Consider the following 19011-nt stretch of genomic DNA (forward strand, 5'->3'; position numbering starts at 1 on the left):
GAACCTCAATGACGGGGCGGACGACCGCCGTAGCGGGGCAGGTGGCGCTCGAGAATGCCGCGCAGCCGGTCGGTGTCGTCCCTGCCCATGGCGCGCTTCGGCAGATAGTGCACGACGAGCAGGTACGGCCGAGGCGTCAGCAGGACGAATCCGGCGGCGGTCTCCACGTACCCGCCCAGGCTCCGCCAGCCCCGGTGCGTCTCCATGTCCGTGCCCATGAACCGCACTCCGTCGTCGGAGTCGGCGACGGTCACGGTCCAGGGCCCCAGCGGGGCGCTCATCCTGGCATGCCGCGCGGCCAGGACGCCCGTCCTGACGACCAGGCCGAGCATGCTGCCGAGGAAGGCCATTCCCGCGGCCGGGGCACTCTCGGCGAGCAGCCACACCATCACCGCGAAGAGGACCGGCAGAAGCAGTCCTTGCAGCCGGCCCTTGACCCCCCGTACCCGCCCACGTGCGCGGAACGTGTCGGACCAGTCCGGCTTCCCCAGTGCGTATCTCAACTCGACGACGGCGCCCGCCGCCACCCTCGACCGCTCTGTCACGGCCCCTCCCCAGGTGCTGTGCTCGCTGACTAGCCGTGATCGTAGCGGGGGAGCAGGTCTCAGCCCAGGTCGAGGGCCGGCCGCCCCCACGACACCGCGAGTTCAACCGCAGGAGTGGACTCGCCTGGCCGACCGGCCTTTCGCACCACGGTGCACCTGATCGCGCCATGTGCATCGGGCGTTGTAGAACGTCACGAAGCGGGTCGTGAGGGCGGCCGGTCGAGCTGAGCGGACGGGAACGGCGTCCGTTTGCTCTGCGTGAGCAGACGACGGTGGAAGTCGTAGAGAATCAGGGCCGGCCGTGCGTGCCTTTCGATGAGCGCAGCGCTCGTAGCCGGAACACCATCGTGGTGGCGGCCCGCGATCCATTCGCGCAGGAACGCATCGTGCTCCCTCCCTCCCCGCAAGCCGCCGAGCAGATGGTGGTGGAGCAGGTGGCCTGCGGTGTAGTGATGGTCGTACGTGAGATGAGCCGAGAGGAACTCGGTCTCGTCCGCCGCAAGTTCGAAGTCGGAGCTGAGGGCAAGTCCGAAGTCCGCGAAATAGAGGAGTCGGCCGTCGGTGAGGATGTTGGCGAAGTGGGCGTCGAAGTGGACGAGCCCGTGCGAGCTCATGAAGGCGGTCCCGCGCGCCAGGGCCTCTTCCACGCGGGGGTAGGGCGAGCCGTCGCTGTCCTCCGACACCGCGTCATCTCGGTGATCCGCCAACCATGCGCCGAGGGTCTGCGGCACGTGTTCCAGGAAGAGCACGAGGCTGGACGAAGCCCGGCCGATGGCCTCCAGTCGCTTGCGCACGGCCGGCGAACCTTCCCAGTGCGCGACTGCGCCGTCGACACCCCCGAACTCGTCGGCGAAGCCATCGGGAGGTGAGTCGGGCAGCACGCGCCAGTGGTACATCAACGGGAATCCCTCGTACTCGTTCCCGAGAACCCAATGAGTGGTCATCGTGTGCACGGCCAGTTCACGCCAGGCGCCGAACCCGGCCGATCCCACCCCGTACTGGTAGAACATCGGCAGCCCGAAGAGGTTGGCTGTCGACCGTACGTTCTCCGGCCGTAGCTCGATGTCGGTCAAGGGCACTCGCTTGACGAAGACCCGCCTTCCCGCAACGTTCATTTCCGCCGACCTGCCACCGATGCCCGAGCCGAGCGGGGTGGCGGCGGCCACGGCCTGGCCGAGCCGGCGGTCGCTGAGCAGCGACAGAGAGGTGGCTACGGGTCCATAAGAGGCCAGGCGCGCGGCATGTCCCGGGTCGGGAAGGTGCATATACGACTCCTCTGCGCTCCATCTGTGAACGACGTGTGCGAGCGTTCATCGGTGCTCCCGTGGCGACGTTGTGCGGCCCCATCGTCGTTCGGAACCTGGGTCCCGTGATGAGTACCTGTACCCACTGCGATCACCGTGCGCTCGGCCCGGGCCCTTGCATCGCCCGTACCCATGGGGCGCTTCTTTGAGGTGACCTCCCTGGGGCGCCCGGTGACTCGGCAGGTCGGTACGCTCGCGGCATGGCATCACCGATACTGCGTGCGATCGAGGCGGATGAGACCGTCTGGGACGACCCGTCCGACGACCGGTTGCACGACCTGCTGGCCGACATGAGCCTGAGCTGGCGCTTCGTCGTCGTCCTGCGCCTCGATCTGGAACCTGCCGATCAGCACTACATGCAGGTCTACCTCAATGACGATCTGAGCTATCAGCTGGAATACAGAGAAGGGGGCCCGGAGAAGCACTTCCAGGCCGAGGCGGAGCGGGGCCACGAGATTCTCGGCCTGGAGCCTGTGGCCAAGATCCTCCAGGACTGGGCCCGTGGACGCCCCGGTTGGCGTGATGCCCTTCCCTGGAGGCCGTGGCCGAGCCCGGCGCCGACGACCTGACCTGGGGCGCGCGCGGGCCCGGCACTGCAGGAGCCCGCCCGGCGACGGTTGCCGAGCGCTCTCCGTCGAACGCGCAGAGAGCGGAATCGGGGAGTGTCCGTCGAACGGTGGTGCAATCGAGTTAAAACAGTGACCGGGTTGCATTATTGTGTGGGGATGCCACGCTCCGACTCCGTACTCAGCAACGCCCTCGACCGGGAACGCTCCTACCACGACGCCTGCCGCACAGCGCTCGACGCCATGATCGAAGGTGCGCAGGAACAGGTGGTCGTCGGTGAGGACGTGTCCGCGTCCGGTGCCGACGCCGAAGTGCTCGGCTACCAGTTGCGGACCAAGGCCAAGGTGTTCCGGGAGCTGCCCGAAGGGCCGTTGTTCTTCGGGCGCCTCGACTTCACCGAGGCCACCGGGGCGGCCGGCGACCACGCCGGCCAGCAGTACCACATCGGGCGTCTGCGCATCACCACCCATCCGTCGGCGCCGCCGCTCGTCGTCGACTGGCGTGCTCCCGTCGCCCGGGCCTTCTACCAGGCAAGTCCCCGTGACCCGCAAGGTGTCGCGGTCCGGCGCCGCTTCGGCTGGTCGCACGCGAGCCGGGGCGATTCCGCCGATCTGACCAGCCTCGAGGACGAGCACCTCGGCGCGGGCGAGACCCGGGAGAGCAGCATCGTGGCCGTCGAGGTCGAGCGCCCCCGCATCGGGCCCATGCGCGATATCGCCGCCACGATTCAGCCCGAACAGGACCACCTCGTACGGGAGGACCTCGCCACCACCTTCTGCGTCCAGGGCGCCCCGGGCACCGGCAAGACGGCGGTCGGGCTGCACCGGGCCGCGTACCTCCTCTACACCTACCCGCAGCGCATCCAGCGCGGCGGCATGCTGATCCTCGGCCCCAACCGCACCTTCCTCGCCTACATCTCCGAAGTGCTGCCCGCCCTCGGCGAGACCAGCGTGCGGCAGTCCACCCTCGACGACGAGATCGCCCGCCACCCGGTCACGGCGTACGACAGCGACCACGCGGCCGCCGTCAAGCACGACGTCCGCATGGCGGAGGTCCTGCGCCGCGCGCTGTACGCACGCGTGCGCCCCGAGCTGGCGGATTCCATCGCGCTGGCGGAGGGGTCGTACCGCTGGCGCGTCTCCGCCCACGAACTGGAACAGACCGTCCGGGACGTCCGTGCCGAGGAGCCCCCGTACGCGGTCGGGCGCGACCGAGTCCGTGCGCGCATCGTCCGCCGGATCCAGCGACAGGCCGAGCACCGTGCCGGCCCGCGCACCAACCTCTGGGTCCAGAAGGTGTCCCGGGCCCGCCCGCTGACCAGTCGGATCAACGCCGTCTGGCCCGCCGTGCGAGCGGAGGAGATCCTCACGGATCTGCTCAGCCACCCGGACCTCCTGGCTGCCGCGGCCGAAGGCATTCTCGACCCGGGCGAGCAGAAGGCCCTTCTCTGGGCCAGGCCACCGCGCACCCACAAATCGGCTCGCTGGTCAGCGGCCGATCTCGTACTCCTCGACGAAATCAGCGGCCTGATCGAGCGCCCCGCCGGCTACGGGCACATCGTGATCGACGAAGCGCAGGACCTTTCCCCCATGCAGGGCCGCGTCATCGCTCGGCGCTCGCCCTCCGGCTCCCTCACCGTCCTCGGTGACCTCGCTCAGGGCACCACCCCGTGGGCCGCGCGTGAATGGCCCCAACTCCTCGCCCACATGGGCAAACCGCAAGCCGTCGTCACCCCGCTCACGACCGGGTTCCGTGTCCCCGGCGCGGTCGCCGAACTCGCCAACCGCCTGTTGGACCACCTCGATGTCGACGTCCCCCCGTCCCGGTCCCTGCGCCGCGACGGCGAGGCGAGCATCTCGGCGGCCGACGACACGGTGGCAGCGACCCTCGCGGCCGTGAACACCGCGCTGGAGCACGAGGGTTCCATCGGCGTCATCGCGAGCGACGTCGATGCGCCGGGGCTGTACGGCGCGCTCGTCGCAGCGGGCATCACCGCGGCCGGGCCGGAGACCCTGGGGGCGCGCGTCACCGTGGTGCCTGCCTCCGCGGCCAAGGGCCTGGAGTACGACCACGTCGTCGTGGCCGAGCCCGCTGCCATCGTCCAGGCCGAGCCCCGCGGGCTGAACCTCTTGTACGTGGCGCTCACCCGGGCCGTCTCCCGATTGCACATCGTGCACTCCAGGCCGCTGCCCAGCGCGCTCCTGCCCCTGGGCGGACCGCGCGAGGCGGCCTTGCAGCTGCACGCACCGGACCTCGCTCCCTGATCCGGCCTGATCCAAACGAAAGACCCTAGGGCGTCGGCATGCGCAGGTCCGTGCAGCCGTGCCGTGCTGCCGACCGTTCCACGAACTCCCGGAACGCGGGCAGCCCGAAGGTCTCCTTGCCCTTGTCCCCGGGAAGCCACACAGTGGCCGCTTCGGGCGGCACGTACCCCGCGAACAGGGCCCGCTCGGAATCTCCGGGGCACCGGGCACTCGCCCACATCGCGCCGTCCTCGGTCCCGGCCCGTTCGCTGCTGCCGCGACCGGAATCCCCGTCCCGTGCGCGCAACGCGTAGGGGCCGAAGCGCGCGGAGAAGACATAGCGTGCGTCGAAGTAGTGCGGGGCCCCGACCTTGCAGATCTCGTACAGCCCGGTGCCACCGGCGGTGGCTTCCTCCACGACGTCCAGACGCGGGTCCCGGCTGAAGGGCAGACCGGCGCAGGTGCCGTCCGCGCCCGTGGTCTGCTCCTCGCCGGTGACCGGCGGCAGAGTACGCAGCGGCTTGCCCTCTTCCGCCTCGCAGCCCCAGCGGTCTGCCGCCTTGACGGCCGTCGCGGTAGCGAACCGGGCCCAGTACACATCCCCGTCCAGCCACCCGCTCTCCTGTTCCTGCCGCGCTTCCTCCGTTTCGGAGGGGCTCGTCGAGATGTACGAGTCGACCGTGACCGAGACGAAGTCGTCTCCGCCCTGGCATCCGACCAGCACCCGGACCGAATCACCGTCGGCCGCACCGCGCCAGTCTCCGGCCAACGGCACCGGCAACCGACGCCCGGTGAGGGGCGGGAGGAGCTCCTCCATGTCCTGGCCGCCGTGCGCGTCGGCGCGCAGAAGCGCCACGGTCACCTCTCGGCGGTGGTCACCCAGGAAGCAGGCGTACGCGTCCGGGCCGAGAGCGCGATCGTTCGACAGCTCCAGGCCGGGCCAGAGACCCTCGAACAGGGGACTCTTCTCGTGGGCCAGCACACCGCCGCAGAACGTCCCCATCGCCTTCTCGAATCGCCAGCGGCCCGCTGTGTCGCTCTCCCGCCACCAGATCCAGGCCGCCAACAGCCCGAGAACCAACAACCCTGCTATCCACGCGGTCCACCGGATCCCCGCTGTACGTGCCATGTTCAGCCTCACTCCTTCTTCTGCCGGGCGCCGCCGGGAAACGTACAGCTGTTCCTTGAGCTTGTACGAGCGGGGGGTGTCCGAGCCGTCCGTGCGCTCGGCGGGACGTCGAAGGTTCCGAGCAGTACTGCACACGGTCGTCCGACCTTGCGCCCGTTTCGCCGATGGGGTCACGGGCGTCAGCGGGACGTTAGTGGGACGTCAGCAGGACGGCAGGGCGCGGTCCCAAGCTGAAAGCAGACCAGATGTTCGCACCGGACATCGACCACGTACCGACCGCATCACACGGGGAGCCCCACATGCGTACCTCCATCCGCCGCCCTGCCGTTCTCGCCGCGACCGCCGTAGCCGCCCTCAGCATGGCGCTCACCGCTTGTGGTGGCGAAGACGGCGCGAAGAGCGATGCCGCCGCCGCGCCCGTCTCGGCCCCGAAGGCCGCCAAGAGCGACGCGGGTACGGGCACGAACGGTAAGGGCTCAAGCGGTTCGGGGACCGCCGGTTCGGGCACCTCCGGTTCCGGCACGGCCGGGTCGGGTACGTCCGGCTCGGACACGGCAGGCTCCGCCGGCGCTGCCACACAGGCAGGAGCCAAGAGGAAGAGCGGCGCCAAGGCCGCCGCCTGCACGGTCAACGATGTGAAGGTCTCCGCAGCCAAGCAGGACGGCGTACCCACCACGCACATCACGCTGACGGCGAAGAACGTCTCGGGCAAGACCTGCACGCTCCTGCAGTACCCGCTGATCGCGTTCGGCGACCTCCCGCAGACCTCGAAGGACGTCCCGCCCGTCGCCAAGAGCAAGCCCGGCACTCCCGTCGTGCTCGACGCCAACGCCTCCGCCTACGCGGCCGTGCGGATCAACAACGGTGGTGTCGACGAGGAGAACCACGCCGTCACCTCCTTCTACGTGAACCTCTTCGCCGCCGACGGTCCCGCCGAGGGCAGTAAGACCGTCACCGCACCCCAGGGCGGCATCGCGATCGACGACGCCGCTGCGAAGACCGGCTACTGGACGTACGAGCTGCGCAACGGCGCCGACGAGTTCTAGAGTTCCGCCCGCCGCCGCCTGCGGCAGCGGCGGCACTGTCCGACTCGCGTCCGTCCGCTCTCCGAGCGGGTGGACGCGTCGGTGTGTTCGCCAGGCGTTCGCCGGCCCACTGACATGGAGGAGGCCGGCCCGCCCGGCTTCAGATGCGCTCCGAGAGCAACGTCGCCAGGTGATCCGCGAATGCGGTGATCCAGTCCAGCCGAGGCCCCCTGCGGGCCATGCGGAATCCGTGGCGGCGTCCCCAGAAAGCAGCCTGGACCGCGTGGAGTTGGGCCCACCGCTGGACCCGTTCGCGATCGAGTTCCGCCGCGTCGGCGAACACGTCCAGGGTGCGGTGGACCGTCGCCCGGAGGTCGTCCGCTGCGAGAAGCGCCGGCGCTCGGGACTTCAGCAGGGTGCCGCCGTCGTAGGCGGGATCTCCCGCGTACCCCTTGGGGTCGACCGCCAGCCATGGTTCGCGGTCGGCCCGCAGGATGTTTCCGACATGCAGGTCGCCGTGGATGAGCGTGTCCGGCTGCACGCGGGCCAGTTCACGGACAGTCGCCGCTGCCGCATCCACGACGTACGGCGGCAGCTCGTGCGACAGTTCCCGGGCGTCCGTGCGCAACTGCTCCTCCCAGGCGTCGGCCTGCTCCCGCAGCCGTGGGAGCCCGGCCGGCGCGGGTACGGCCAGCCTGCGGCTGAGCCGCCCCGCGACCGTCATCGCCTCGTCGCCGTCGACGACCTCCGTCAGGGTCGACGTGTGGACCCGTTCCAGCAGCATCGCGTAGTGCCCGTCGTCGCGCTCGTACAACAGGACGGCACCGCGCCCGTCCCAGGCCGCGAACGCGTCCGGCTCGTGCACGTTGCCGGGGTGCGGAAAGGACACCTTGAGCACAGCGGCACCTGCGCCCTGCCGCAGCACCGGGACGATGACCCCCACGCCCCCGTGCATGACCTCGCCGTCAGGCACGCACTCCCAGCGACCCAGCAACTCCTCGACAATCCGGGGAAGTTCCTCGATCCACGCCGCTCCCGGCTCTCCCTCGCGCTCGACAGTGGTCCGCGAGAACGCCTCTGGTGTCCCGATCATCCAGGCACCCTACGCTCACCAGTCCCGGGTGCCGATCAGTTCCTCCGGGTCCGCCGCGGTGAACCCGTATGCCGACGCGACGAACCAGAAGTCTCCGCCGATCTCGTCCCGCGCCACCGTCTCGATCTCACTCCCAGCGGCATCGAACTCCGCCTCCAACCGGTTGAACTCCTCCGTCGCCCCGTGCGTCAGTACGTACAGGGACGCGAGATCCGACGGCTGCTCGGACTCGATGCGTTCGCACAGGCGCAGCAGGATCGCCTTGCCCTTGTCGACGACGTGGTCCGGGTAATACGCGTCCGCGTACAACTGCCGCAGAAAAGGGTGTGCTGCTACGTGCTGGTTGGTGATCGACATGACGCCTTCTCATCCGCTTCGAGGAATCGACGCGCTGATCATGCATGACGGGACTGACACGCGCCCGGACACGTGAGCCCGTTCTGCGGTCGGGGGTCCGAAGGCGCCGGACTCAGACCGCGCCCGCGTTCTCCGCGGCGATCGATCGACGCAGCCACTGCCCGACCATCGCGAAGTCCGAGGCGGTGAGGCCGATGGTGGAACGGACGCGATGGAGCAGCGCCCGTCCTCGGTGATGCCTCGAAACCCACGCCCGATCGAGATCGGTGATCTCGTCGTCCACCCAGACGAAGGGGCGCCCGGCTGCCGCTTCGACAAGTGCTCGGGTCTTCCAGTGCAGGAGATCGGCCTCGTCCGTCTCCGGCGCATCGGGCAGGTCCGCCACCGGCAACTCGGGCAGGCCGAGCAGGGGAGCTATCACCTCGTTCGCGTCTTCCATCCACGCCGTTGCCCACACCAGAGCACACGGAAGCGCCAGCAGACGCGGACCATGCGCGGGGTCCAGTTTCGCCAGCTGGGGATTGGACGTGCTCTGCCAGCCGTTCCGCGCGTCGAGGGTCGACGGGAGCTGTGCTTCACCAAAGGGCAGAAGCGTGCCATCGACGTCCAGGAACAGCAGGGGGAGTTCCTCGGGGACAGCCATGACCGCACGATAACGGCTTACACCGCCCGTGAGTCGTGAACGACTGCTGGAGCCGCTTCCACCGCACACGGCGTGCTCCGGCTCAGCAGCCGTACCCCACCCCCCGGCGGCCCCGTATCGCGATCGCTCGACTCCAGTCCGTGAGATTCCCGCGACCTCCCACGGCCGAGGGCCGCGGGGGCCCCGTGGGGCGCGTGGCCGGGACAGGGCTCTGACACGCGGGTTCGGAGCCGTTGTCGGGTATTCCGGGTCGGAGGGCTGCGGGGGTGACGGGAGCGGGGGACTATGGGAGAGGTCACGACGTCTGCAGCGGGAACGCGATCATCGGCCCGCCTGCGGCGGAAGGAGCGGCAGACGATGGCTACAGAGGGCTTGGAGAGTGATCTGGGCTCTGCTGGGCGGGCGGAGCTGAGCGGTTCGCCTCCCGGCGGGCTGCTTGACGTGCTGGGTGTGGCCGCGATCGTTCTGGACTCCGAGGGCCGGATCGTGTTCTGGAGCCCGCAGGCGCAGGCACTGATCGGGTACAGCGCCGAGGAGGCACTCGGCCGGCTTGCCATCCAGCTGATGGTGGCCGACGAGCACATCGATCTTGTGCTCCGGTTGTTCGGCGAGGTCATGGGTGGGGAAGGGAGCTGGGCGGGCACCTTCCCCGTGCGGCACAAGGACGGCAGTACACGGCTGCTGGAGTTCCGCAACATGAGGCTGCTGGACGACCGAGGGGATCTGTATGCCCTCGGCCTCGCCACCGACCAGGCGACGTTGCGGCGAGTGGAACGCGACCTGGCGCTGACCGTCCGGCTGGTCGACCAGTCGCCGATCGGGCTGGCCGTCGTGGACACGAACCTGCGGTACGTGATGGTCAACCCCGCGCTGGAGCGCATCAACGGCCTGCCCGCCAAGGAGCACCTCGGCCGGAGCGTGCGGGAGGTCCTGCCGTTCCTGGACGCCGACACGATCGAAGCCGCGATGCGGCAGGTCCTGTCCACCGGTGTTCCGCTGGTGGACCAGGACACCGTGGGCCGTACGCACGACGACCCCGATACCGAGCATGCCTGGTCGGTCTCCTTCTACCGGCTGGAGGACTCCAGCGGGAAGGTGCTGGGCGTGGGCGTCTCGGCCGTGGACGTGACCGACCGCTACCGCGCGGCCCGGGACGCCGAACGTGCCCGGCACCGCCTGACCGTGGTCGCCGAGGCGTCCGTGCGCATCGGCACCACGCTGGACCTGGTCCAGACCGCCCGTGAGCTGGCCGATGTGGCCATTCCCGAGCTCGGCGACATGGGCGCGGTGGACGTTCTCGAAGCAGCGCTGAACGGGCACCGCAATCCGGACCCCTCCAACGGCCCCGCGGTGTTCCGTGCCCTGGCCGTTGCCACCGCCTATCCCACCGACGCCGTCGCGGCAGCCGACCCGCCCGGCGAAGTGGCCCGCTACGACGCCGAGCGGCTGATCGCCCGCTGCGTCAACACGCGCCGCCCCGTGATGGTCTCCCACGTGACCGAGGCGGATCTGCATCTCATAGCGCGCGACGCCCGCTCCGCCGCGCTCCTCGCCGAGGCAGGCGTCCATTCCTATCTGGCCGTCCCGCTGATCGCCCGCGGGAAGGTCCTCGGGGCTCTCGACGTCGTACGCGCCCGAAACCCGCTGCCCTTCACCGAGGACGACGCCACGCTGGCCGGCGAGCTGGCCGCCCGTGCCGCCGTCTGCATCGACAACGCCCGCTGGTACCAGGCACAACGCGATACCGCACTCACCCTCCAGCGCAGTCTCCTGCCCGACCCGCCCCGGTCCCTCTACGGCCTGGAAGTCGCCTCCCGGTACCAGCCGGCCGGGGCCGCTGTCGAAGTGGGCGGCGACTGGTACGACGTCCTCCCGCTGTCCGGCGACCGCACCGCGCTCATCGTCGGCGATGTGATGGGCAGCGGAATCAACGCCGCCACCACCATGGGGCGACTCCGGACCGCCACTCAGACGCTCGCCGGACTGGACCTGTCGCCTGCGGACGTCCTGCGCAACCTGGACAGGATCACCGCCGGACTCGACCCGTATATCGCCACCTGCATCTACGCGCTCTACGACCCGCACAGCGCGCACTGCCACATCTCCACCGCAGGTCACCTGCCTCCTGTTCGCATGCGGCCCGGACACACACCCGAACTCCTCGACCTGCCCACCGGCGCGCCACTCGGCGTGGGAGGCGTTCCCTTTCGCACCACTACCGTCGACCTGGACCCGGGCGACCAGCTGCTCCTCTATACGGACGGCCTGGTCGAGACCCGTGACCAGGACATCGACACCCGTCTCGACGCCCTCCTCGCACTCCTCGACGGCCCGCACCGCGGCCTCGAGGACACCTGCGACCTCCTGCTGGACGCACTGCGTCACCCCGCCGACCACGACGACGTCGCGCTGCTCATCGCTCGCATCCGCCGCTGATCGGGTGCCGGGCTCGAAGCCGTACGACGACACGCATCGCCGTCGGCGTCGAGCAACAACTGTCCGGCCCCTCCCTGGCGATGGAAGGCACAGCGCACGAGGTCCGGTGAGGGCGCAGCGATGGAGGAGCCTTGCGATGCCCGGCGGCTTCGGCGAGTGGCTGCGTCCCTCGCCCGGACGGGACCTGGTCGAGTCATCCCTGTGCGTGCTGATTACCGTGGAGAGGTGGTTGCCTTGATCGAGAGGACGGGGCCTCGTGGATGTGTACGAAGCGGTGGACAGTCGCCGGGCCGTGCGGGCCTTCAGTGACGAGCCCGTTCCCAAGGACGTACTCGAACGCGTGCTGGCTGCAGCCGCGCGTGCTCCGTCGAGTGGGAACCTCCAGCCGTGGCACGTGTACGTCGTGGCCGGCGAGCCCCTGGCCGAGCTGAAGAGACGCGCGACGGCCAGGGCGCTGGCGGGAGACCCGGGTGACGAGCGGGAGTACCCGATGTACCCGTCCGGACTGGCCTCGCCGTATCTGGACCGCTTCGCCGCCGCGGCCGCCCAGAGGTACAAAGCGCTGGGAATCGAGCGCGACGATCCCGACAGGCCCATGAAGATCGGCGCCTTGAACGCGCAGGCGTTCGGGGCGCCGGTCGTCCTGTTCTGCTACCTCGACCGGACGATGGGGCCCGGACAGTGGGGGGATGCCGGGATGTACTTGCAGACGGTCATGCTGCTGCTGCGGGCCGAAGGCTTGCACAGCTGCCCCCAGGTGATGTGGACGATGTGTCGCAGGACCGTCAGCCAGACGGTCGGTGCCGATGACGGGCTCATACTGTTCTGCGGTGTCGCGGTGGGTTTCGAGAAGGACGGTGTGCCACAACTGCCCGCCGGGCGGGCGGACATGGCGGAGACGGTGAGCTTCATCGGAATGTGACCGCTGGGCAGGCAGTCACGACCCTCAGGACCGCCCCCTTGGCGCCGCGGCTCGGCCGGCCGGTTGTCCCTGCCCAGCACGGTCGCTCACGTGATCGACTGCTCGGAAGGGCTGCCCTACCATTGATCCATGTCCACGATGTCGTCACGGGTTGAACTGTGCCCGCTCACCCTCGCCGACCAGGATGAGTTCTGCTCGCTCGTGAGGGCCAGCACCGAGCTCCATGTGCCCTGGATGCAGCTGCCCGCGACCGCGGAGGAGTTCCAGGCGTGGATGCGCCGCTTCAGCGAGGGCAGCAACCTGGGTTATGTGATCCGCGTTCAGGAAACCGGCGCGGCTGCCGGCATGGTCAACATCAACTCGATCATCCGGGGCCGTTATCAGGGCGCGTCCCTCGGCTATGCGGCCTTCGCCCCGTCTGCGGGGCGGGGTTACATGACGGAAGGGCTCACCATCGCCCTGCGGCACGCCTTCAACGACCTGCGGCTCCACCGGCTGGAGGCGAACATTCAGCCGGCAAACAAGGCGTCTTTGGCCTTGGTCCAGCGCCTGGGCTTTCGATACGAGGGTATGTCGCCCGACTATCTCTATATCAACGGGTCCTGGCGCGACCACGAACGTTGGTCCATCACCGCACCATCTCCGTGGACGCCCGATCCTTCCCTTCCCGCGGTCTAGGCATTTCGTCTGCGGTCACAGCCCGTGGAGGGCGGCGATGGTGACGGCCGCTCCGTGGCGGACCGAGATCTCGCCGAATGGGCGAGTGGGTGTCAGAGGCCGACCTGCGATGCGCAGCCGGCTCCGCCGCCGCAGCACCCGCACACGATTCCCCAGCGGGCCGATTCAGGCCCGCAACCGGAATCCGGCGCGGCACCCACGGCGGCCGACCTTCGACCGCGAGATCTACAAGCACCGTAACGTCGTGGAACGGTGCTTCAACCGCTCGAAACAGTGGCGCGGCATTGCCACCCGATACGACGAGACCGCCGTGTCCTGCAAGGCGGCCGTCACCCTCGCATCACTCCTGATGTGGGCGTGACATCCGACGGTTGAACCTTAGTGGCCCCCTGTGGGGTCCGCCGTTTCGTCGACCAGTTCCCAGAGGGTGGCGCGGCATTCGGCCAGGCGCCGGTCGCCGATCCGGTCGACCCACTGGCGGTCGATGTTCTCCGCGCTGCGCCGGGCGACCTCGGCGGCGGTGATTCCGTCGGGGGTGAAGTCGACGATCTTGGCTCGCGCGTCTGCCGGGTCGCGCCGGCGGTGGAGGTAGCCCTTCGCCACCAGTTCGTCGACCAGGGGGCCGACGGTCTGCTTGGTGCTTCCGAGGCGTTCGGCGATCTCGGTGACGCGGGCCCCGTCGCCATGGCCGAGCGCCGCGAAGATCCGCAGGTGCGCGGGGCGCAGATCCGTGATGCCTTCACCGGCGAGGTCGCCTTGCACCCGGTCAGTGACGATCGCGGCGAGCCGGCGCGCCAGCGCGCCGAGCCGTGAGTCCGGTTCCAGGCGGGTGTCGGCGAGCTGACCGGTGTCTGCGGGGGAATGCGGGTTCCTCGGCATGGTCAGGTCACCATACCTTCCCTAAATAGTCAGGTGACCGTACTGTTCGTGCCCTGAAGCCAGCCGAGCGGATCCGCTACCGGAACCGCCGGCACCACCGGAAGGAACACCCGCGATGAACACCCCACCCCGGGCGCACTCGCCCCTCCCGCAGGCCGCCAGGGTGCTGGCGGGCCTGCTCCTGCTGTCCGGCGTCACCCACCTCGCACAACTCGCCGTCTACCAGCACGAGGCGAACGTGCTGGGTGCCGCCGGATTCGGCGCCGTGTACTTCATGATCGGCATCGCGATCCTCAGGCGATGGCCTGCCGCGCTCCACCTCGCGGCAATGCTCCCCACGATCGGCGGTCTGCTCGGCATCTACCGTTTCTTCTTCCTCCACACGAACCCCTTCAGCGTGTGGCACGTCGCCCTCGACCTGATCATCGTGCCGCTGGCCGTGACCCTCCTGGCCCGCCGGCGCACAGAACCCGCCGGAGCCCCTTCCGGCTCACCGGCCAGCCTCTGAAACGCGTCCCGAAAACCCGCGGCACGACGGCCCGCGACGGAACGGGCCCATGCCGGGCTCGCGGGGTCCGGTGCGCGCTCCCCCCGAGCTCTCGGCTTCGCTCGAGCAGGGAGGGGCCCCCTCCGGCCGTGTCGTCCATCACCCAAGCTCCGCGTTGCCTCGATCCTCCGCCTTGCAGCTGCACGCACCGGACCCCGCTCCTTGATCCGGCCTGATGCAAACGAAAGACCCTAGGGGGCGGTCCAGGGTCTTGCCGGATACCGGGCGGCGTGCACGCGGACGATGCTCGAGACCTCGGACAAGGTGAGGGGCAGTTGCTGTGATGGACAGTCATGCATCGCGTGAACGGCGTAGCCGCCGAGGGAGAGGGCGGTCGCACCTTGCCTGGGGTGCGGTGTTGGCTTTAACGGCCAGTTTCGCAGGCGTGGAGAGCGCGAGCGGGGTGCAAGGCCGAGGAACGGATGCGGCGAGTGAGGGGCGGGTGCCCGGGCCTGCTGGAGCGGGTTCGCATATCGGGTGGAAGCCCTGCGAGGGCGATGCCTCGGCGGAGTGCGGCGCACTCTCGGTGCCGGTGGACTGGGGCAAGCCGGACGGTGAACGGTTCGACCTCCAGCTCGCCCGGCGGAGGGCCACGGGCCCCGCGCGGGTCGGCTCCATGGTGTTCGGGCCCGGCGGACCCGGGGATTCGGGCGTGGACCGGATCGTGGGGACGGGCAAGATGGGCCGCTTCAGCGACAACCTCCGCAGCCGGTTCGACATCGTCAGTTTCGATCCGCGCGGTGTGGGGCTCAGCAACCCGGTCCGTTGCTCGAAAGAGCTCCTGGACAGGCGTCCGTCGCCGGTCATGAAGAGCCAGGCAGAGTTCGACGCCACGGTGAAGTACAACCGCGACCTGCGAGAGGACTGCAGGAAGAACACCGCGAACGGACTCTTCGACCACGTCGACACCCTCAGCACGGTCAAGGATCTCGACGCCGTCCGGGCAGCTCTCGGTGAGAAGTCCCTCACCTTCCACGGCAGTTCGTACGGAACGCTGCTCGGCGAGCAGTACGCGGAGCAGTATCCGAAGCGGGTCCGTGCCCTGGTCCTGGAGTCCGTGGTGGACCACAGCCTGGGCACGAGGGAGTTCCTCTCCACGCAGGCCGCCACGCTCCAGGACTCCTTCGACGAATTCGTGGCCTGGTGCGAACGGACCGGGAGCTGCGCCCTGCACGGCTCGGACGTGCGGGCACGCTGGGCGGTTCTGCTAGACCGCGCCGAACGGGGGAAGCTGGCGGACAACGGCACCGCCCTGACCCCGTTCGACCTCAACGTCATGGTGATGAAGCGCCTGTACGGCCCCGAGTGGACGAGGCTCGGCGAGTACCTGCGGGGGCTGGAGGGGAGCCGGCCGGAAGTGACGCGAACGGCCGGAACGGCCGAGGAGAGGTCGGAACCCACGCTCGGGGCGCAGCCATTCGAGATCTTCTGTCAGGACTGGAGTCTGCCCGTCCGCGGCTACCAGGGGTACGCACGGGAACTGCGCCACGTCGGCAGGATCGCCCCGGACATGAAGTACCCCCGCGCTCTGATGTCCGTATCTGCCTGCCTCGGCGCACCCGAGCCGGACAACCCGCAGCACCGGCTCAAGGTGAGGGACAGCAGTCCCATCCTGCTCACCAACTCGGCTCACGACCCGGCGTCCGGCTACAACTGGGCCACCCATGTAGCCGAGCAGCTCGGCAGGAACGCGGTCCTGCACACCCACGAGGGCTGGGGTCATGGCACGTACAGCAGCAGCCCCTGTGCGCAGGAGATGATCGACGCCTATCTGATCTCGCTGAAGGTCCCACCCCGCGGAGCCAGTTGCCCCGCCGTCGAGCCCGTCGGGTGAGGTGGCGGCCGGCCCCGGACGTTGGCCGTCACCGGCCCTTGACCTAGAGCGCTGTCCAGCATCTAGCGTCTCCTCCATGACGACACCTCAGCACAAGATCGGATCGGGCTTCGGTGCCCGGAGCACCACGGACGACGTTCTGAACGGGATCGACCTGTCCGGCAGCACCGCGATCGTCACCGGCGGCTACTCGGGGCTCGGTCTGGAGACAACGCGCGCTCTGGCGGAAGCCGGTGCACACGTCGTCGTCCCCGCCCGGCGACGGGAGATCGCTCAGGAGGCGGTTCAGGGCATCGACGGCGTCGAGACCGACGACCTCGACCTGTCCGACCTCGACAGCGTCCGCGGTTTCGCCGAGCGGTTCCTGGCCTCGGGTCGCTCGGTCGACATCGTGATCAACAACGCTGGGGTCATGGCCTGCCCCGAGACGCGTGTCGGCCCGGGGTGGGAGGCCCAGTTCGCCACCAACCACCTCGGACACTTCGCGCTGATCAACCATCTCTGGCCGGCGATCGCCCGTGGTGGCGCGCGTGTGGTGGCCGTGTCCTCCGGCGCCCACGGCATCACCGGGGTGCGCTGGGACGACGTGCAGTTCGAGCGCGGCTACGACAGGTGGCAGGCGTACGGGCAGGCGAAGACGGCGAACGTGCTGTTCGCGGTGCAGCTCGATGCGCTCGGCCGCGACTCCGGAGTCAGAGCGTTCGCGCTGCATCCGGGCAGCATCCTCACCCCGCTGCAGCGCCATCTCGCGAAGGCGGAGATGGTCGACGCGGGCTGGATCGACGAGAGCGGCAACCCGACCGATCCCACCTTCAAGACGCCCGGGCAGGGCGCGGCGACGCAGGTGTGGGCGGCGACGTCCCCCCAGCTGGAGGGCATGGGCGGCGTCTACTGCGAGGACTGCGACGTAGCCGAACCGGCGGACGACGGCTCGGAAGGCGGCGTGCACGCACACGCGATCGACCCCGAGCAGGCCGCGCGCCTGTGGGCGCTGTCGGCCGAACTCACGGGCGTCGACGCCTTCTCGGCGGCAACCTGACGTGTGGAGCAGCATCAGATCGGTGCTGCGTTGCGGGCCGTGATCGGCGCTCGTGAACGCCTCGCGATGTCGTGCTGGCTGAACCAAGTGGGGCGGTGTTCCTCCGCCCAGGCGGATGCGGCGTCGATGCGGTCCACAAGCGCCAAGAGGGGTTCAGGTGCGGGACCGCAGCTGAACCGCACGAGGAAGCCTTCGGCGTCGGCGGCCCACCCATCCCATAGGAATCCAGGTCGAGGGCTTGTTCGGCGGGTCGCTTCCGGCTGGCCGAACCTGCCTGGTCCTCGCGTGCCAATGACCGCCACCATCTGCCGAGCCGGACCTACTTCTCATCGCGGGCATCTTCCGCCGGTCCGCCGGCTGAGCTGCTCAGGGGGAGTCCGCTTGATCTCCATTGCCGAACCACCACTCGACCCCATCGATACCTGCGACCCAGGTGTCCATCACCTGCTCGATCGCAGGCAGGCCGCGCTCGCGCACGACAGTGACGACGATGAAGCGCAGATCCGGCGGCGCCTCTGCCAAGCCCCCGAGCTCCTCGACCGCGTGCCTGAGTTCCGCAAAGGACTCGGGGCTGAAGTGGCCGTGGCCGGCCGTCTGGATGCACAGGTTCCTGCCCTGCTCGACGACCTCGAACTGGCCGTCGTCGGCGACCCGCAGGACATCACCCGCCGCGCATCCTAGGACCAGGCCCGGACTGCCTCCCAGCTCGAATAGGTCGGAATGCACCTGCCGGGCGGGCAGTACCTCGAACACCGGGCTCCCGGGTGCGGCGTGACCAGCGAGAAGGCGTATGTGAGTGCCGGGCATCGGCTGTGGATCGGGCGTCATGCGTGTGATCGTCCCACAGGCATCTGACCGTCCGGCCTGCGGCGATCCAAGAACAAAAGGGGGACAGGGGGACCGGCTCAGGGTGCTCCATTAGGGTTCCGGTCATGACCGAAGCCCCCGCCGTTCGCGACGCGACCATTGACTCCATTCTGGGCAGCGCACGCCGCTCCACCCTTCCGTACCAACAGGCCCACCGCGGGGAGCACTTCGGTACGGCGTTCTGGTTCAACGACCTCGTCGACACCCAGGGCGACACGGAGACGGTCCGGCAGTATCTGGTGACCGCCGGGGCGATGACGCGGTACGACCTCGCCGAGGTGCGGCTGCGGCCCGAACTGTCCGAGTCCGCGATGAGTGCCAACGGCCTCATCATGCGCGACTTCGAACAGGAGTGGACCCCTCTCGGCGACTCCGGTGTCTCGGTGATGTCCACCGCGGGACTGCACGCGCTCGCCCGCCGCAAGCGGTGGGAATGGGCGACCGACGAGATCACCGACGGGATTGCGGCGACGGCGGAGGATGTTGCCGCTGTCGGGGGCGAGCCGATGCCCGCGTACACCCTGGGGCACGACGTCGGACCGGACCGGACCCAACGGCTGCAGGCCGTCGTCGTCGGGGACGTGGTGCGGGGATCGGACGACGGGCAGGTCTGGTGGAACAACACGGTTCCCGTCGGGTGCGTGGGGGCGCCTGTCTTCATCGGGATTCCCCGCGGCGATCAGCAGTACAAGTTGGTGTGCCTCGGTGTCCTCCTGCCTGAGGTCGACGCACGGCATCCGGTTGCCACGTTCGACCGGATTCGGTCCGCTGTACGGGAGCTGAGCAGTTCGCCCTCGACCACGGTGTCCGATGGCCAGGAGTCCGCACCCAAAAGGTGGTGGAGGCGGGCGAAGTGACGGGCGCCGTCCGGTCCCGGACGGGCACAGCACCCCACTGCCGGCC

General features: G+C 69.3%; 18 protein-coding genes and 1 pseudogene. 11 read left to right on the top strand and 8 right to left on the bottom strand.

The annotated features are described in order from the left end of the window. Nucleotides 1-5: 5 nt before the first annotated feature. Both OG230_RS34980 and OG230_RS34985 read right to left on the bottom strand, forming a co-directional pair. Nucleotides 6-545, bottom strand: a complete 540-nt coding sequence (locus OG230_RS34980) for a YcxB family protein (protein WP_328907792.1) — start codon at nucleotides 543-545, stop codon at nucleotides 6-8. A gap of 191 nt (nucleotides 546-736) precedes the next feature. Then, a complete protein-coding gene (locus OG230_RS34985; RefSeq protein WP_328907793.1) occupies nucleotides 737-1810 on the bottom strand; it encodes a protein kinase family protein in 1074 nt (357 codons plus the stop codon). Nucleotides 1811-2049: 239 nt separating this feature from the next. Between OG230_RS34985 and OG230_RS34990 the strand changes: the two genes are divergently transcribed. Next, entirely contained in the window at nucleotides 2050-2418 is a 369-nt protein-coding gene (locus OG230_RS34990; protein WP_328907794.1) for a hypothetical protein, read from the top strand. A gap of 156 nt (nucleotides 2419-2574) precedes the next feature. Continuing rightward, complete coding sequence (locus tag OG230_RS34995; RefSeq protein WP_328907795.1) at nucleotides 2575-4680, top strand: HelD family protein; 2106 nt, start codon at nucleotides 2575-2577, stop codon at nucleotides 4678-4680. A 25-nt stretch (nucleotides 4681-4705) separates the two neighbouring features. On the opposite strand, the gene OG230_RS35000 is transcribed toward OG230_RS34995, so the two are convergent. After that, complete coding sequence (locus OG230_RS35000) at nucleotides 4706-5788, bottom strand: hypothetical protein (protein ID WP_328907796.1); 1083 nt, start codon at nucleotides 5786-5788, stop codon at nucleotides 4706-4708. Between the two features lie 299 nt (nucleotides 5789-6087). On the opposite strand from OG230_RS35000, the gene OG230_RS35005 reads away from it, so the two are divergent. Next, nucleotides 6088-6834 (top strand): DUF4232 domain-containing protein, encoded by a 747-nt coding sequence (locus tag OG230_RS35005; protein ID WP_328907797.1) that lies wholly within the window; start codon nucleotides 6088-6090, stop codon nucleotides 6832-6834. A 139-nt stretch (nucleotides 6835-6973) separates the two neighbouring features. Here OG230_RS35005 and OG230_RS35010 read toward each other — a convergent pair whose 3' ends face one another. The 3 genes from OG230_RS35010 to OG230_RS35020 all read right to left on the bottom strand — a co-directional run bounded on the left by OG230_RS35010 (nucleotide 6974) and on the right by OG230_RS35020 (nucleotide 8906). Beyond that, nucleotides 6974-7906: an aminoglycoside phosphotransferase family protein gene (locus OG230_RS35010; protein ID WP_328907798.1), complete on the bottom strand. Its 933-nt coding sequence runs from the start codon at nucleotides 7904-7906 to the stop codon at nucleotides 6974-6976. A gap of 15 nt (nucleotides 7907-7921) precedes the next feature. After that, nucleotides 7922-8263: a DUF5713 family protein gene (locus OG230_RS35015; RefSeq protein ID WP_328907799.1), complete on the bottom strand. Its 342-nt coding sequence runs from the start codon at nucleotides 8261-8263 to the stop codon at nucleotides 7922-7924. 112 nt (nucleotides 8264-8375) lie between these two features. After that, nucleotides 8376-8906, bottom strand: a complete 531-nt coding sequence (locus OG230_RS35020) for an HAD domain-containing protein (protein WP_328907800.1) — start codon at nucleotides 8904-8906, stop codon at nucleotides 8376-8378. Nucleotides 8907-9263: 357 nt separating this feature from the next. Between OG230_RS35020 and OG230_RS35025 the strand changes: the two genes are divergently transcribed. From OG230_RS35025 to OG230_RS35040, 4 genes and pseudogenes are all read left to right on the top strand, one after another. Further along, nucleotides 9264-11342 carry a SpoIIE family protein phosphatase gene (locus tag OG230_RS35025; protein WP_328907801.1) on the top strand — a complete coding sequence of 693 codons (2079 nt, stop codon included), beginning with the start codon at nucleotides 9264-9266 and terminating at the stop codon, nucleotides 11340-11342. A 256-nt stretch (nucleotides 11343-11598) separates the two neighbouring features. Next, the gene (locus OG230_RS35030; RefSeq protein WP_328907802.1) at nucleotides 11599-12264 is read left to right on the top strand and encodes a nitroreductase; all 666 of its coding nucleotides are present in this window, start codon (nucleotides 11599-11601) and stop codon (nucleotides 12262-12264) included. 129 nt (nucleotides 12265-12393) lie between these two features. Further along, entirely contained in the window at nucleotides 12394-12942 is a 549-nt protein-coding gene (locus OG230_RS35035; RefSeq protein WP_328907803.1) for a GNAT family N-acetyltransferase, read from the top strand. Between the two features lie 199 nt (nucleotides 12943-13141). Continuing rightward, nucleotides 13142-13303: pseudogene (locus tag OG230_RS35040) on the top strand (IS5/IS1182 family transposase); the annotation flags it as partial. Nucleotides 13304-13320: 17 nt separating this feature from the next. Here the strand turns inward: OG230_RS35040 and OG230_RS35045 are convergent. Next, on the bottom strand, nucleotides 13321-13821 hold the full coding sequence (locus tag OG230_RS35045; protein WP_328907804.1) for a MarR family winged helix-turn-helix transcriptional regulator: 501 nt from the start codon (nucleotides 13819-13821) through the stop codon (nucleotides 13321-13323). A gap of 115 nt (nucleotides 13822-13936) precedes the next feature. Here OG230_RS35045 and OG230_RS35050 point away from each other — a divergent pair, with 115 nt between their 5' ends. From OG230_RS35050 to OG230_RS35060, 3 genes are all read left to right on the top strand, one after another. Continuing rightward, nucleotides 13937-14329 carry a hypothetical protein gene (locus OG230_RS35050; RefSeq protein WP_328907805.1) on the top strand — a complete coding sequence of 131 codons (393 nt, stop codon included), beginning with the start codon at nucleotides 13937-13939 and terminating at the stop codon, nucleotides 14327-14329. A gap of 481 nt (nucleotides 14330-14810) precedes the next feature. Next, a complete protein-coding gene (locus OG230_RS35055; RefSeq protein ID WP_328907806.1) occupies nucleotides 14811-16202 on the top strand; it encodes an alpha/beta hydrolase in 1392 nt (463 codons plus the stop codon). 76 nt (nucleotides 16203-16278) lie between these two features. Then, nucleotides 16279-17241, top strand: coding sequence for an SDR family NAD(P)-dependent oxidoreductase (locus OG230_RS35060; protein WP_328907807.1), 963 nt, complete (start codon nucleotides 16279-16281; stop codon nucleotides 17239-17241). A 366-nt stretch (nucleotides 17242-17607) separates the two neighbouring features. On the opposite strand, the gene OG230_RS35065 is transcribed toward OG230_RS35060, so the two are convergent. Beyond that, on the bottom strand, nucleotides 17608-17994 hold the full coding sequence (locus OG230_RS35065) for a DUF4265 domain-containing protein (RefSeq protein WP_328907808.1): 387 nt from the start codon (nucleotides 17992-17994) through the stop codon (nucleotides 17608-17610). Nucleotides 17995-18173: 179 nt separating this feature from the next. Between OG230_RS35065 and OG230_RS35070 the strand changes: the two genes are divergently transcribed. Further along, nucleotides 18174-18965: a hypothetical protein gene (locus OG230_RS35070; RefSeq protein ID WP_328907809.1), complete on the top strand. Its 792-nt coding sequence runs from the start codon at nucleotides 18174-18176 to the stop codon at nucleotides 18963-18965. The last annotated feature ends 46 nt before the right edge of the window (nucleotides 18966-19011 follow it).

Source organism: Streptomyces sp. NBC_00234 (assembly GCF_036195325.1).
In the GTDB taxonomy this organism is placed as follows: Bacteria; Actinomycetota; Actinomycetes; order Streptomycetales; family Streptomycetaceae; genus Streptomyces.

Coding starts and splice junctions, on each gene's coding strand:
- OG230_RS35050 (WP_328907805.1), top strand. CDS start 13,937: ATGAACACCCCACCCCGGGCGCACTCGCCCCTCCCGCAGGCCGCCAGG.
- OG230_RS34985 (WP_328907793.1), bottom strand. CDS start 1,810: ATGCACCTTCCCGACCCGGGACATGCCGCGCGCCTGGCCTCTTATGGA.
- OG230_RS35000 (WP_328907796.1), bottom strand. CDS start 5,788: ATGGCACGTACAGCGGGGATCCGGTGGACCGCGTGGATAGCAGGGTTG.
- OG230_RS34995 (WP_328907795.1), top strand. CDS start 2,575: ATGCCACGCTCCGACTCCGTACTCAGCAACGCCCTCGACCGGGAACGC.
- OG230_RS35025 (WP_328907801.1), top strand. CDS start 9,264: ATGGCTACAGAGGGCTTGGAGAGTGATCTGGGCTCTGCTGGGCGGGCG.
- OG230_RS35070 (WP_328907809.1), top strand. CDS start 18,174: ATGACCGAAGCCCCCGCCGTTCGCGACGCGACCATTGACTCCATTCTG.
- OG230_RS35015 (WP_328907799.1), bottom strand. CDS start 8,263: ATGTCGATCACCAACCAGCACGTAGCAGCACACCCTTTTCTGCGGCAG.
- OG230_RS35010 (WP_328907798.1), bottom strand. CDS start 7,906: ATGATCGGGACACCAGAGGCGTTCTCGCGGACCACTGTCGAGCGCGAG.
- OG230_RS34990 (WP_328907794.1), top strand. CDS start 2,050: ATGGCATCACCGATACTGCGTGCGATCGAGGCGGATGAGACCGTCTGG.
- OG230_RS35020 (WP_328907800.1), bottom strand. CDS start 8,906: ATGGCTGTCCCCGAGGAACTCCCCCTGCTGTTCCTGGACGTCGATGGC.
- OG230_RS35045 (WP_328907804.1), bottom strand. CDS start 13,821: ATGCCGAGGAACCCGCATTCCCCCGCAGACACCGGTCAGCTCGCCGAC.
- OG230_RS35005 (WP_328907797.1), top strand. CDS start 6,088: ATGCGTACCTCCATCCGCCGCCCTGCCGTTCTCGCCGCGACCGCCGTA.
- OG230_RS35035 (WP_328907803.1), top strand. CDS start 12,394: ATGTCCACGATGTCGTCACGGGTTGAACTGTGCCCGCTCACCCTCGCC.
- OG230_RS35060 (WP_328907807.1), top strand. CDS start 16,279: ATGACGACACCTCAGCACAAGATCGGATCGGGCTTCGGTGCCCGGAGC.